The organism is Mycolicibacterium sp. lyk4-40-TYG-92, from assembly GCF_030209435.1.
Taxonomy (GTDB): Bacteria; Actinomycetota; Actinomycetes; order Mycobacteriales; family Mycobacteriaceae; genus Mycobacterium.
On sequence record NZ_JARVRX010000018.1, the window covers coordinates 29621 to 43456 of the forward strand.

15 protein-coding genes are annotated in these 13836 nt (G+C 68.1%); 11 read left to right on the forward strand and 4 right to left on the reverse strand.

The features are described from left to right. The first annotated feature begins 8 nt into the window (after positions 1-8). Positions 9-884: a phosphatidate cytidylyltransferase gene (locus tag QRN63_RS23630; protein WP_267316991.1), complete on the forward strand. Its 876-nt coding sequence runs from the start codon at positions 9-11 to the stop codon at positions 882-884. On the opposite strand, the gene QRN63_RS23635 is transcribed toward QRN63_RS23630, so the two are convergent. Further along, a complete protein-coding gene (locus QRN63_RS23635; RefSeq protein ID WP_285033426.1) occupies positions 772-1740 on the reverse strand; it encodes a DMT family transporter in 969 nt (322 codons plus the stop codon). The genes QRN63_RS23630 and QRN63_RS23635 overlap by 113 nt on opposite strands. 94 nt (positions 1741-1834) lie before the next feature. On the opposite strand from QRN63_RS23635, the gene rlmN reads away from it, so the two are divergent. Further along, entirely contained in the window at positions 1835-2959 is a 1125-nt protein-coding gene (rlmN, locus tag QRN63_RS23640; RefSeq protein ID WP_285033427.1) for a dual-specificity RNA methyltransferase RlmN, read from the forward strand. 4 nt (positions 2960-2963) lie between these two features. Here the strand turns inward: rlmN and QRN63_RS23645 are convergent, their stop codons facing one another. Both QRN63_RS23645 and QRN63_RS23650 read right to left on the reverse strand, forming a co-directional pair. After that, positions 2964-3503, reverse strand: coding sequence for a TetR/AcrR family transcriptional regulator (locus QRN63_RS23645; RefSeq protein WP_267316994.1), 540 nt, complete (start codon positions 3501-3503; stop codon positions 2964-2966). A 25-nt stretch (positions 3504-3528) separates the two neighbouring features. After that, a complete protein-coding gene (locus tag QRN63_RS23650; protein WP_267316995.1) occupies positions 3529-4869 on the reverse strand; it encodes a condensation domain-containing protein in 1341 nt (446 codons plus the stop codon). 147 nt (positions 4870-5016) lie between these two features. Here QRN63_RS23650 and QRN63_RS23655 point away from each other — a divergent pair, with 147 nt between their 5' ends. From QRN63_RS23655 to QRN63_RS23670, 4 genes are read left to right on the forward strand one after another with little or no spacing between them, the layout of a single operon-like run. Then, positions 5017-5394: an ArsR/SmtB family transcription factor gene (locus QRN63_RS23655; RefSeq protein ID WP_267316996.1), complete on the forward strand. Its 378-nt coding sequence runs from the start codon at positions 5017-5019 to the stop codon at positions 5392-5394. Next, positions 5391-7070, forward strand: a complete 1680-nt coding sequence (locus tag QRN63_RS23660; RefSeq protein WP_285033428.1) for a SulP family inorganic anion transporter — start codon at positions 5391-5393, stop codon at positions 7068-7070. Before QRN63_RS23655 ends, QRN63_RS23660 begins: the two co-directional genes overlap by 4 nt. Next, positions 7067-7495, forward strand: coding sequence for an FHA domain-containing protein (locus QRN63_RS23665; protein WP_285033429.1), 429 nt, complete (start codon positions 7067-7069; stop codon positions 7493-7495). The genes QRN63_RS23660 and QRN63_RS23665 overlap by 4 nt, the downstream gene beginning before the upstream one ends. A gap of 55 nt (positions 7496-7550) precedes the next feature. After that, positions 7551-8294: a YoaK family protein gene (locus tag QRN63_RS23670; protein WP_285033430.1), complete on the forward strand. Its 744-nt coding sequence runs from the start codon at positions 7551-7553 to the stop codon at positions 8292-8294. Positions 8295-8359: 65 nt separating this feature from the next. On the opposite strand, the gene QRN63_RS23675 is transcribed toward QRN63_RS23670, so the two are convergent. Further along, positions 8360-8614 (reverse strand): DUF2631 domain-containing protein, encoded by a 255-nt coding sequence (locus QRN63_RS23675; protein ID WP_285033431.1) that lies wholly within the window; start codon positions 8612-8614, stop codon positions 8360-8362. A 163-nt stretch (positions 8615-8777) separates the two neighbouring features. On the opposite strand from QRN63_RS23675, the gene QRN63_RS23680 reads away from it, so the two are divergent. From QRN63_RS23680 to ispG, 5 genes are all read left to right on the forward strand, one after another. Further along, positions 8778-9269 (forward strand): histidine kinase, encoded by a 492-nt coding sequence (locus QRN63_RS23680; protein WP_267317001.1) that lies wholly within the window; start codon positions 8778-8780, stop codon positions 9267-9269. Between the two features lie 45 nt (positions 9270-9314). Continuing rightward, complete coding sequence (locus QRN63_RS23685) at positions 9315-10115, forward strand: DUF4097 family beta strand repeat-containing protein (RefSeq protein ID WP_285033432.1); 801 nt, start codon at positions 9315-9317, stop codon at positions 10113-10115. 91 nt (positions 10116-10206) lie between these two features. Further along, a complete protein-coding gene (gene dxr / locus QRN63_RS23690) occupies positions 10207-11358 on the forward strand; it encodes a 1-deoxy-D-xylulose-5-phosphate reductoisomerase (RefSeq protein ID WP_285033433.1) in 1152 nt (383 codons plus the stop codon). Continuing rightward, positions 11355-12590: a M50 family metallopeptidase gene (locus tag QRN63_RS23695; protein WP_267317004.1), complete on the forward strand. Its 1236-nt coding sequence runs from the start codon at positions 11355-11357 to the stop codon at positions 12588-12590. The genes dxr and QRN63_RS23695 overlap by 4 nt, the downstream gene beginning before the upstream one ends. A gap of 9 nt (positions 12591-12599) precedes the next feature. After that, on the forward strand, positions 12600-13766 hold the full coding sequence (ispG, locus tag QRN63_RS23700) for a flavodoxin-dependent (E)-4-hydroxy-3-methylbut-2-enyl-diphosphate synthase (RefSeq protein WP_267317005.1): 1167 nt from the start codon (positions 12600-12602) through the stop codon (positions 13764-13766). Positions 13767-13836 lie beyond the last annotated feature (70 nt).

Here is a 13836-nt window from a genome sequence, read left to right on the forward strand (position 1 = left end):
TGACTTTCGTGACCACCGACACCGCCCCGACCGGGGAGCCCAAGAAGACATCGCGCGCGGGCCGCAACCTACCCGCGGCCATCTCCGTCGGCGTGGTCCTCGGCGGCACCGTCATCGCGACGTTGTTGTGGGCCCCGCAGCTATGGGTGGCGCTCGTGGCGCTGGCGATCGCGCTGGCCACGCACGAGGTGGTGCGCCGGCTGCGGGAAGGCGGCTACGCCGTCCCGGTCATCCCGCTGCTGATCGGCGGGCAGGCCACCATATGGCTGACGTGGCCCTATCGGGAGGCCGGTGCCCTCGGCGCGTTCGGCGCGACGGTGGCGCTGTGCCTGATCTGGCGATTGCTGTCCGGCGGGCTCAAGGCCGCGCCGGTCAACTACACCCGCGACGTCTCGGTGACGATCTTCCTGGCCGCCTGGGTGCCGCTGTTCGGCGCCTTCACGGCGCTGCTGATCTACCCGCACCACGGCAGTTACCACGAAGGCGCCATGCAGGTGTTCTGCATGATGCTGGGTGTCGTGGCCTCCGACATCGGCGGCTACACCGCCGGCGTGCTGTTCGGCAAGCACCCGATGGTGCCGGCGATCAGCCCGAAGAAGTCCTGGGAGGGCTTCAGCGGGTCGCTGCTGTTCAGCATCGCCGTCTCGGTGCTGTCGGTGCACTACCTGGCCGGCCGGCCGCTGTGGGTGGGCGTGCCACTCGGCATCATGCTCGTCATCACCGGCACCCTGGGCGACCTGGTGGAATCGCAGGTCAAGCGGGACCTCGGCATCAAGGACATGGGCACTCTGCTGCCTGGTCACGGCGGTCTGATGGACCGGATCGACTCGATTCTGCCGTCCGGGGTGGCAGCGTGGCTGGTCCTGGAGCTACTGGCGTCCTGACGGTCCGCGCCACGGCTCGCGAGTTGAGCCAGCAGGCCAGCGCGCCGAGGACCAGGCCGACCACCACGCCGAGGTCCGGTCGCTGGCCCAGAAGCAGCCACGACAGCACACCGGCGATCGCGGGGATGACCGCGAACAGCATGGCCACCGCGGCGGCGCCGTAGCGATCGATCGCCCGCACGTACATCGTCATGCACAACGTCGCGTTGAGCAGCACCACGGCCCCGACCGCCAGGACTGCGGTGTGCAGGTTGGTCACCGTCCACGGCATGAACGCTGCCATGATCGCCACCGGCACCAATGACGCGGCGTTCTGCAGCGCCGCGGTGGCACGGAAATCCACGCCGCGGCAGAACCGCTGCTGGTAGACGCCGCCCGAGGCCAGGGCCAGCAGCGAGACGACCAGCAACACGATCACGGCGTCGACGCCGCCGACCATCAGCAGCCGCTGGGCGCACGCGGCCAGCACCGCCAGCGCACCCAGGATCAGGGCGACGACGCGCATCGCGGTCAGTCGCTCGCCCAGGAAGACGGCGGCCAACAGCGCGGTGGCGACCGGGTTCATCGAGATGACGACGGCGCCCAGCACCGCGGGGGCGCCGTGCATCAGCGCCAGGTACAGGCAGATGAACTGCACGGCCTGCGTCAGCAGGCCGCTGATCACGACGTGCACCAGCCGGCCGCCAGTGGGCCATTTCACACGAGCCACCAGGGCCCAGCTGGTCAGGATCGCGGCCGCCAGGCCGAACCGGAACACCAGCGTCGCCATGGGTGCGAGGGCCGAAACGGCAAGGGCGCCAATGGGATAACCCAACGCGTAGACGAAGGCCAGGAGCGACGCGGGACGGGGTGGCATGGGGCCATGGTCCGTCTTTGTCGGGCTGGGGTCCAATGATTTTCGGCTGTGATTTCGTCCACGGCGTCCGGTCGATGCGATACTGGACCCCGTTATGGCCGTTTCCCTTCCTCTGGTGTTCGATGCACCGCGCCGCGGCATGCCGCCGCGGCACTTGGCCGACCTCGACGCCGACGGCCGGGTCGAGGCCGTCACCGGGCTGGGATTGCCGAAATTCCGGGCCAAGCAGCTGGCCAACCAGTACTACGGCCGGCTGATCGCCGATCCGCACGAGATGACCGATCTGCCCGCCTCGGTGCGCGCGCAGGTCGCGGACGCGTTGTTCCCGGAGTTGATCTCACCGGCGAAGCAGATTCAGTGCGACGCGGGGGAAACCCGCAAGACGCTGTGGCGCGCGGTCGACGGCACGACGTTCGAGTCGGTGCTGATGCGCTATCCGCAGCGCAACACCGTCTGCATCTCGTCGCAGGCCGGCTGCGGCATGGCGTGCCCGTTCTGTGCCACCGGCCAGGGCGGGTTGAAGCGGAACCTGTCGACCGCCGAAATCCTCGAGCAGGTACGCGCGGCGTCGGCGGCATTACGAAACGAACACTTCGGTGGAATTGCCGGCACCGTCGGCGGTGGCCGCCTGTCCAACATCGTCTTCATGGGCATGGGGGAGCCGCTGGCCAACTACAACCGGGTGGTGGCGGCGGTGCGCCGGATCACCGCGGCACCGCCGGACGGCTTCGGTATCAGCGCCCGTTCGGTGACGGTCTCGACCGTCGGTCTGGCGCCGGCGATCCGCAAACTCGCCGACGAGAAGCTTGGCGTGACGCTGGCGGTATCACTGCACACCCCCGACGATGAGCTGCGCGACACCCTGGTTCCGGTCAACAACCGGTGGAAGGTCTCCGAAGTACTCGAGGCCGCACGGTATTACGCCGACGTCACCGGTCGCCGGGTGTCGGTGGAGTACGCGCTGATCCGCGACGTCAACGACCAGCCTTGGCGGGCAGACCTTTTGGGCAAGAAGTTGCACCGCGCGCTCGGTCCGCTGGTGCACGTGAACTTGATTCCCTTGAACCCGACGCCGGGCAGCGAGTGGGACGCGAGCCCCAAGCCCGTCGAGCGCGAGTTCGTGCGCCGGGTACAGGCTGCCGGCGTGTCCTGCACGGTGCGAGACACCCGCGGCCGCGAAATCGCTGCTGCGTGTGGGCAATTGGCAGCCGAGGGCTAGTCGGCTAGCGCAGGCCGACCGCGTGCCGCAGCTGTGCCAGCAACTGCTCGGTGTCGTCGCTCGGGACGAGGTAGTGCGACACCGCGATGCGGATGGCCGTCGCGGCCTTCACTTCGGCGTTCGGTCCCGACAGCAGTTTCTGCAACCGGCTCCGCATGATCGGGACGACGTTGGGCAGCTGCGCAAGCACCGCCTCGGGCTCGATGTCGATGACGCGCACGCCGGAATAGGTCTTCTGGTACTGCACGATGAATTGCAGTGCGGCGTCCAGCTTTTCGTTGCCCCGCAGTCCTTCTGTGGCCGCGGTCATGCCGTCGACGAACAAGTCGCGTTCGTACCGCCCGAACGATTCGAGCAACTCATCCTTGGACGCGAACCAGCGGTACAGGGTGGGGCGGGAGACCCCGGCCTGCGTCGCCACCTCGGACAGGCTGAGCTTGGTTTGGCCCTGACGGGCAAGCACTTCCGCCGTGGCCACCAGGATTCGGCTCGGGGTCGAGGCGTCCTCGACGGAGCTGCCCTGATTGCTCGCCGCGCTGTCCACGAAACCGATGGTACTACCCGGTAACTCAGTCGACGGTTCCGGTGAGACCCAGTTCGTCCAGCGCCTGACGGGTGGAATCTGCCAGCGCCGCTTTGGTGTTCGATTCGCCCGGTTCCCATGCGGTGACCGTCACGATGATCGACGTCGGGGTCTGGCACAACACCAGGAACAGATGGCCGTTCAGGCGTTCGAGGTCCACCGGCGTCAGTCCCGGCTCGACCAGGCGGGCGTGGAAGTTGTCGGCGTCGGTGCCGTCGGGCCGGTTGAAGGCGGGCGGGAACAGGCCGAGGTTCGAGCAGCCGATGGGCTTGCCGACCTTGAGCACCATCTTCTCCAGGCGCCGCACCGCGAACTTCGGCACCAGGGGTGTGAGCGGCAGCGGCGTGAGCATCATCCGGGTCCACTCGTCGACACCGGCGAGTTCACGTTTGATGTCGCCCCGCAGCTCGGACAGGTCGGTGCTGACTTTCTCCGGGTCGGCCATCACGGTGATGGTGCTGAGCGCATTGCCCCGGGTGTCGCCTTCGGTGCGGATGTTGACGGGGAACGACAGCATGGCCTTGCCGTCCTCGCCCAACCGTCCCACCACCTGGCCTACCCGGGCAGCCAGCGCAGCGAACAGGACGTTGCTCGTGCCGCCAAGGGCTTTCGCGCGCTGGTACCACTCCTCGATCTCGACGTGGACCGTGACGAACGGCAGCGTCACCGGCGTGGTGATCCCGCTGGACACCGGCGCGCTCACCGATTTGGCCGACGCCGCGAGGTCGCCCTTCTGATCGCGGGCGATCTTGGCGGCCCCGACGACGGCCTTGAACCAGCTGGGCACCGAGCGCACCGTCTGGCGGAGGTCTTCGCGCAGCGCATCGCGCCGGGTGCGGGCACCGGCGATCGGGTAACCGAGATCGCGCGGCGACCCGTTGACCGCGTCGGCGACGGCCTCGGCGATGGCCAGGCCGTCACCGACGGTGTGCGACACCACGAGCGACACCGCCGCGCCGCCGCCTTCGAGCTGCTGCACGCCGAGGTGCCACGGCGGGCCGTGTTCCGGGTCGACCGGGATGTAACCACGCTCGTTGACCCAGTCGTTCACCTCGGCGACCGGCCGTGTCCCGGGAGAGACGTCGAGGTCCGCCGGCCCGGTGGAGCGGACCCACCGGTGGCGGCCGAACGGCAGCGGCGAGCGTTCGATCCGGCGGCCCAGCAGGCCGCCGCTGCCCAGATTGCGGTGCAGGCGGCGCAGGCCATCCAGGTCGACGGGGTGGTCGTAGATCCAGGTGTATTGGATGAGCGGGCCGCGGCCCAATGCCCGTAAGCCGGTGAAGGAGGCTTGATCTCCCAGGTCGATCGTGTTGTCGGCTACGGTCATGCCGCGAATGTTACCCAGCCCACAACATTTCGCTGCGCGAGCCTGTGGGTTGTCTGGGGGAGCTGATCTCGGCGATCGGTCGGATGGGGCCCGACGCGCTATAGTGGATTGATAATTTCTTCAATCCATCAACTAAAGGTGTGACACGTGGTCGACAGCGTGCTCGATGGTCCCGAACGGCCGCTGTACGAGATCAAGGCGAACCTCTTCAAGGCCCTGGCGCATCCGGCGCGTATCCGGGTGCTGGAAATCCTGTCGACCTCTGACGGGCCGACGCCGGTGAGTGACATCCTCGCGGCCAGCGATATCGAACCGACGCTGCTTTCTCAGCACCTGGCGGTGCTCAAGCGTCATCACGTGGTGAGCGGGTATCGGGCCGGCAACGCCGTGTACTACACGCTGGCGCATCCGAAGATCGCCGAACTGCTGCTCATCGCACGGACCTTCCTCGCCGATACCCTTGCCGCCCAACGTGATCAGCTCGATGCCGTCGGCTCACTGCCGCCGATCGGCACCAACCGATGACCACAGCCGCCGGCCCGCGCATCACCCGGCTGCTGCCGTCCCGCGCGGACTATGCCGGCCTGGGGAGGTCGTGGCGGCGTGATGTCCTCGCCGGGGTGACGGTCGGGGTCGTCGCGTTGCCGCTCGCGCTGGCCTTCGGTATCAGCTCGGGTGTCGGTGCGGCGGCCGGTTTGGTCACCGCGATCGTGGCGGGGCTGGTGGCCGCCGTGTTCGGCGGATCCCATGTTCAGGTGTCGGGGCCGACCGGGGCGATGACGGTGGTCCTGGCCCCGATCGTGGCCCAGTACGGACTCGGCAGCGTCGCCGCAGTGACCATCCTGGCCGGCGTCATCGTCGTGGTGGCCGGCATCACCGGCCTGGGGCGCGCGGTGACCTTCATTCCGTGGCCGGTGATCGAAGGATTCACCCTCGGCATCGCCGTCATCATTTTCCTGCAGCAGGTCCCGGCGGCATTCGGGCAGGCGGCACCCGCCGGGCGGTCGCCGCTGGCGGCCGCCGGCGTCGTGGTCTCGCACATCGACATGGGTGCGGCCCGGCCGGCCCTTGTCGTCACTGTCCTGGTGGCGGTCCTGATGATCGCGCTGCCCAGGTTGCACCCCGCGGTGCCGGCGTCGCTGGTGGCCGTTGTTGCGGCGACTGCCCTGGTGTCGGGTACCGGCTTGTCCGCAACCCGGATTGGGGCGCTGCCGTCGCGGCTGCCCGCGCCCATCTGGCCGCATGCCGACCTGGCGGTACTGCACTCGCTGTTCGGCGCGGCACTGGCGATCGCCGCACTGGCCGCCATTGAGTCGCTGTTGTCGGCGCGGGTCGCGGCGACGATGTCCCCGACCGGTCCCTACGACCCGAACCGCGAACTGGTGGGCCAGGGGCTGGCGTCGGTTGCCTCCGGGGTGTTCGGCGGCATGCCGGCCACCGGGGCCATCGCCCGCACCGCGGTCAATGTGCGATCGGGCGCCCGGACGCGTGTCGCGGCCATCGTGCATTCGGTGGTGCTGCTGGCAGTCGTGTATCTGATCAGCGGACTGGTCGGGACCATCCCGCTGGCGGCGCTCTCGGCGGTGTTGATGGTGACGGCGTTCCGGATGATCTCGCCGCACACCGTCACGCGGGTTCTGCGGTCGACGCGTTCGGACGCGGTGACGTTTCTGTTGACCGCAACTGTCACAGTCTGTTTCGACCTGATCCAGGCCGTCGAGATCGGCATCGCGGCCACGGCGTTGTTCGCGCTGCGTGCGCTGGCTCGGCGCAGCAGCGTCACGCGCGAGGACCTGCCGGGACCCTATGTGGCCGGCGACGAGCGCATCGCGCTGCTGCGGCTCGACGGGGCGATGTTCTTCGGTGCGGCCGAACGGATTTCCACCACGATCACCGACGGCAACCACCCCGAGACGTCGGTCGTCATCATCAGGCTGTCGCAGCTCGGCATGCTCGACGCCACCGGCGCGCACACCCTGACGCAGATCGTCGAAGACCTCGAGGCGCGGGGCATCACCGTGATCATCAAAGGCATCCGGCCCGAGCATCGGGACCTCCTCGCCGGTGTCGGCATCATCGACGCCCTGCGCCATGAGAAGCATCTCGTCGAGAACCTGGATGACGCCGTCGCCCACGCCCGCAGCCACACCGCCCCCGGTAGCGCTTCGAAAACCCATCTAGGCAAAGGAAACCCGATATGAGCCTGACCGACCACGCGCGCCCCAGCGACGATGCTGCCGTCGACGCGACCGTCATCCACCGCGTGATCGACGAACGCGCTGACGACCATGCCCCCCGCCGGCAGTCATCCGAGGTCCGCCCGGGCTCGGGTGTCCTGGCGATCACCCGCGGCCCCGGACCCGGCGGCCAGTTCCTGCTGGCCGATGGCGTCGTCGCCGCCGGCCGGCATCCCGACAGTGTCGTGTTTCTCGACGACGTCACCGTCAGCCGGCACCATGCCGACATCCGTTGGCTCGACGACGAATACTGGATCATCGACGCCGGCAGCCTCAACGGCACCTACGTGAACGGGACCCAGGTCCAGTCGCTCCCGCTGACCAGTGGTGACGAAATCCAGATCGGCAAGTTCCGCCTCAGCTTCACCTGCCGGGCGCAGGACCGGTGACCGCGCCGGGACCGATCTGAGCCGTCCGCCGACCGGTGCCGTACATAATGTGCCGGTGGATGAGCAGTCGCCCGACAGGGTTGTGAGCAAGGAAGCCGCCATCGGACCGGAGGCCCGGTTGTCGTGGCTGCTGTCGTGGTTGGCCGGCATGATCGGCGCCGTCGCGTTCCTGCACAGCGCCGGATACTTCGTCACCTTCATGACGGGCAACACCGAACGCGCCGTGCTCGGCTGGTTCGACGTCGCGGAACGGCAGAAGGTGTCCGGAGCCGGGCCGCAGGCGGCGTTGTGGTTGATGGCGTGCTTCCTGGCGGGGGTGTTCGTGGCGTCGTTCCTGCGACGCAGGTACTGGCAGAACCATCCGCACGGTGCCACGGCCCTGGTCACGGTCGGCTTGGTGGTCGCATCGGTGGTCGAGCTGTACGAGGACGGCTGGTACTACGAGGACGTCAACTTCACCGGCATCCTCATCATCTGTTTCTCGGTCGGCGCGCTGAACACCAGCTTCGTCAAGAACGGTGAAGTGGCCGTGCCACTGAGTTACGTCACCGGAACGGTCGTCAAGCTGGGGCAGGGGCTGGAGCGCCATATCTGTGGCAAGGGCACCGTCTATGACTGGCTTGGATACCTCGCGCTCCTGGGGTCATTCATGATCGGCGCGGGCGTCGGCGGCGGACTGGCCGACCGCATCACCGGCCCGCAGCTCATCGGCACGGTCGGATTGATCTGCGGCGCAACGACACTCGTCACGTTCTTCCATTCGGACAAGAGGCACCGCGAGCCCGAGGCCGCGGCCTAGAACCCGCTGACGACAAAGGCCACGAACTCGCAAGGAGTTCGTGGCCTTTGTCGTGAAAACTGAGGTCAGCGGATCCAGCCGCGACGACGCAGCCACCAGCCGCGGATCACGATGGTGAAGAGCAGGATCGAGAACCCGATGAGCCAGGCGTCCTCGACGTGGCCGACGTGGTTGCCGCGCAGCATCACCAGCAAGAAGATTGCGGACAGGATGCCACCGGCCTGGATGACGCCGCGGTTCATCTTGGACCAGCCCCACTCTGCAGAGGGGACGTCCTCGACGTCGATGCCGGTGCTTCGTTCGACCTCGGTGGTGGCCACGACTACTCCTTAACGATCCGATGGATTGCCGACATTCTTACATACGACGCTCGGTCGTATTTGTCGGTGACCGGGTTGTCACCGCGCTTGTTCAGTCGACCCACCCGAGCGTGGCATCGGATTGACACTTGCTGTGACACCATAGTGGTGTCATGATGGCGTCATGGATCTGCAACCGTATGTCGACGGAGTTCGGCTGGAGCTGGAAATCGCCGCCGCCGCCGGTGGCGAGGAGGCTGCCGAACTCGCCGAACGGCTCACCGCGCCACTGGACTCCGCCCTGCGGCTGGCCTTGCTCGAGGCGCTCTCCGAAGCGGCCGAGCACATCACCCGCGAGCTGGCCCCCGCGTCGGTCGACGTACGTCTGAGGGGCCGCGACCCGGAATTCGCGGTGACCGGAGCGCAGGCCGATGCCGAACCCGCTCCGTCGGCTGTGGCGGATGCCGACGGCGCCGTCGCGGTGACTGACGACGGCGGGACCTGGCGAGTGACCCTTCGCCTGCCCGAGGGGCTGCGCGGCGGTGTGGATGCCGCCGCCCGACGCGACGGCCTGTCGGTCAACGCCTGGCTGGTTCGTGCCGTCGGAGCCGCGCTCGGCGGCTCGACGCCACGTGATCGAAAGCGAGGCAGTTCGGTCACCGGCTGGGTCCGCTGACGACACCGAACAGAACAGAACCCATCCAACCGATCGGAGAGAAGAATGCGAACATTTCCAACGCCCGACCCCATCGCCGCAACGATCGAACTGGGGGCCGGCTCGGTGCGAATCGCCGCCGCCGACCGGAATGACACCGAGGTGCGCGTCACACCTCGTGACCCGCTGCGGGCTGCCGACGTCCGCGCGGCCGAGCAGGCGCACGTCGATCTCGCCAATGGCGTGCTCACGGTGACCGTCGGAAAGAGGCTGCTGGCGCTATCGCGCGGTGCGGTCAACGTCGACGTCGCGTTGCCGTCGTCGTCCCGGCTCGCGGTCGCGGTGTCGTCGGCGGACCTGCGGGTCGACGGAACCGTGGCCGACTGCCGGTTCGACGCCGCCAGCGGCAGCGCTGCCCTCGACGTTGTCGAGGGAAACCTCAAGGGCGCCACGGCGTCCGGTGACATCGCCGTCCGGCGCTTGCTGGGCAACGCCAACGTGTCCACCGCTTCGGGGGAAGTGTCGATCGACGTCCTCGACGGCGGCCTGAAGTTTCAGGCGGCCAGTGGCTCGGTGACCGTCGGGACGTTGCGGGGGACTGTGCACAGCCGAACCGCATCCGGCTCGCTGACCGTGACGGACGCCGAGGCGGGATCAGTGTCTGCCGCGACCGCCAGCGGCGACGTCGAGGTCGGCGTCCGGCAGGGGACCGCCGCGAATCTCGACCTCGACAGCCGCTCTGGCGACGTGCGCAGCGACCTGGCTCCCGCCGCAGGCCCCGAGAGCGACGATCGGCGGCTGGCCGTACACGCCCGGACCGCATCGGGCGACATTGCCATCCGGCGCGCCACGACCGTGCCTGTCTGACGCGGTGCGCCTCGTCGGGGTGTTCGCTCATTGCTGAACCGGATGTGCCACCACTGACGCTGACGCCCGGCAGGGGCGGCACAATAGAGACGTGAGTGAGCGGCTACGAGTCCTGGTGCTCGGCAGTACCGGGTCGATCGGTACCCAGGCCCTGGAGGTGATCGCCGCCAACCCCGACCGGTTCGAGATCGTCGGCTTGGCGGCCGGCGGCGGAAATGCCGAACTCCTGGCCCGGCAGCGGGCCGAGACGGGCGTCACCAATGTCGCGGTGGCCGACCCGGACGCTGCGGTCGAGGCCACCTTCCGCGGACCCGACGCGGCAACGCGACTCGTTGAAGAGACCGAGGCCGACGTCGTCCTGAACTCTCTCGTCGGCGCGCTGGGCCTGAAGCCGACGCTGGCCGCGCTGCAGTCGGGCGCCCGGCTTGCCCTCGCGAACAAGGAATCGCTGGTCGCCGGCGGGCCACTGGTGCTCAAGGCGGCGCAGCCCGGCCAGATCGTGCCCGTCGACTCCGAGCATTCGGCGCTGGCACAGTGCCTGCGCGGCGGCACAGCGGACGAAGTGGCGCGGCTGGTGCTCACCGCGTCGGGCGGCCCGTTCCGTGGCTGGGCAGCCGCAGATCTCGAGGCCGTCACCCCTGAGCAGGCCGGTGCCCACCCGACCTGGTCGATGGGACCGATGAACACCCTGAACTCGGCGTCGCTGGTCAACAAGGGGCTCGAGCTCATCGAGACCCATCTGCTGTTCGGCATCGACTACGACCGCATCGACGTCGTGGTGCACCCGCAGTCCATCGTGCATTCGATGGTCACCTTCACCGACGGCTCGACGCTGGCGCAGGCCAGCCCGCCCGACATGAAGCTGCCCATCGCGCTGGCGCTGGGCTGGCCGGCCCGGGTGCCGGGCGCGGCCCTGGCCTGCGACTGGACCACGGCCTCGACCTGGGAGTTCGAGCCACTGGACGACGACGTTTTCCCGGCGGTCCGGCTGGCCCGTGAGGCCGGCACCCGCGGTGGCTGCCTGACCGCGGTGTACAACGCCGCCAACGAGGAGGCCGCGGCCGCGTTCCTCGACGGCCGCATCGGATTCCCGGCGATCGTGCGGACCGTTGCCGATGTCCTGGGCGCTGCGGATCAATGGGCCGCCGAACCCAGTACCGTGGATGACGTGCTTGATGCGCAGGATTGGGCCCGGGACCGGGCGCGGCGCATCGTCGCACAGGAGGTTGTGCCCGCCCGATGATGTATGCGATCGGCATCGTGCTCTTTGCGTTGGGTCTGCTGATATCGGTGGCCCTGCACGAGTGCGGCCACATGTGGGTGGCGCGCGCCACCGGAATGAAGGTGCGGCGGTACTTCGTCGGCTTCGGCCCGACGCTGTGGTCCACACATCGGCCCAACCGGCTGGGCTCCACCGAGTACGGCGTCAAGGCCGTGCCGCTGGGCGGGTTCTGCGACATCGCGGGCATGACGTCGGTCGATGAGATCGCGCCGCAGGACGAGCCCTACGCGATGTACAAGCAGAAGGTGTGGAAGCGCGTCGCCGTGCTGTTCGCCGGACCCGCGATGAACATCATCATCGGGCTGGTGCTGGTCTACGGAATAGCGGTGGCATGGGGTCTGCCGAACCTGCACGCACCGACCAGTGCGGTGATCGGTGAAACCGCTTGTGTGGCACCGCAAATCGCGAAGACGGGGGACAACCCGTTCGGCCCCTGCCCACGTCCGGGTGCCGGACCGGCGGCGGCGGCGGGCCTGAAGGCCGGCGACACCGTGGTGAAGGTCGGCGACAAGCCGGTGAGCACGTTCGAGGAGATGGCGAAGACCATCCGCGGCCTCAGCGGCGCGGTGCCGGTCGTCTACGAGCGCGGCGGGCAGACATTCACCACCACTGTCAACATCGAGCAGACCCAGCGATTCACGGTCAAGGACTCGGACACCGCCACGACGGTCGGCGCCATCGGCGTCACTGCGCCACCCCAGCCCGGACCGACGCAGTACAACGTGCTGACCGCGATACCCGCGACCTTCACCTTCACCGGTGACCTGTCTGTCGAGCTGGGTAAGTCCCTGGCGAAGATTCCGACCAAGATCGGTGCGCTGGTCCATTCGCTCGCCGGTGGCACCCGCGATCCGGAGACCCCCATCAGCGTCGTCGGTGCCAGCCGCATCGGCGGGGAGACGGTCGAGCATGGCATCTGGGTCATGTTCTGGTTCTTCCTGGCGCAGCTGAACTTCGTGTTGGCCGCGGTGAACCTGCTACCGCTGCTGCCGTTCGACGGTGGCCACATCGCGGTGGCGACGTTCGAGAAGATCCGCAACATGATTCGCGCGGCCCGCGGCAAAGTCGCCGCGGCTCCGGTGAACTACCTGAAGTTGATGCCGGCCACCTATGTGGTGCTGGTGGTGGTCGGCGGCTACATGCTGTTGACCGTTACGGCTGACTTCGTCAACCCCATTCGACTTTTCCAGTAGGAGACCGTGATGACCTCCATCGGTTTGGGTATGCCGGGCGTCGGAAGCGAACCCCCGGCCCCGCCGACGCTCGCGCCGCGCCGTAAGACCCGTCAGCTGATGGTGCGCGACGTCGGCATCGGCAGCGACTATCCGATCGCGGTGCAGTCGATGTGCACCACCAAGACCCACGACGTGAACTCGACGCTGCAGCAGATCGCCGAGCTGACCGCGTCGGGTTGCGACATCGTGCGCGTGGCCTGTCCACGGCAGGAGGACGCCGACGCGCTGGCCGAGATCGCCCGGCACAGCCAGATCCCGGTGATCGCCGACATCCACTTCCAGCCCAAGTACATCTTCGCGGCTATCGATGCCGGCTGCGCCGCGGTGCGCGTGAATCCGGGCAACATCAAGGAGTTCGACGGCCGGGTCAAGGAGGTCGCCAAGGCCGCCGGTGCCGCGGGCATCCCGATCCGCATCGGTGTCAACGCCGGCTCCCTCGACCCGCGGCTGCTCGAGAAGTACGGCAAGGCCACGCCGGAGGCGCTCGTCGAGTCGGCGCTGTGGGAGGCCTCGCTGTTCGAGGAACACGGCTTCGGTGACATCAAGATCAGCGTCAAGCACAACGACCCCGTGATCATGGTGGAGGCCTACCGCCAGCTGGCCGCCAAGTGCGACTACCCGCTGCATCTCGGCGTGACCGAGGCCGGTCCGGCTTTCCAGGGCACCATCAAGAGCGCCGTCGCGTTCGGGGCGCTGCTGAGCGAGGGCATCGGCGACACCATCCGGGTGTCCCTGTCGGCACCGCCGGTCGAAGAGGTCAAGGTCGGCAACCAGATTCTGGAGTCGCTGAACCTGCGGCCACGCGGCCTGGAGATCGTGTCGTGCCCGTCGTGCGGCCGGGCCCAGGTGGACGTCTACAAGCTCGCGAACGCGGTATCGGCGGGCCTCGACGGGCTCGACGTGCCGCTGCGGGTCGCGGTGATGGGCTGTGTCGTCAACGGTCCGGGTGAGGCGCGCGAGGCCGACCTCGGCGTGGCGTCGGGCAACGGCAAGGGCCAGATTTTCGTGCGCGGCCAGGTGATCAAGACCGTGCCCGAGTCGCAGATCGTCGAGACGCTGATCGAAGAGGCCATGCGAATCGCCGCCGAGTCCGGCACCGATGCGAGCGGTTCGCCCGTCGTAACCGTAAGCTGAGCACAGTCTTGTGACTGCCGTCACGGACATATCCCACTAGCACACCAGGTCACACTCACAGAAGGTCGGT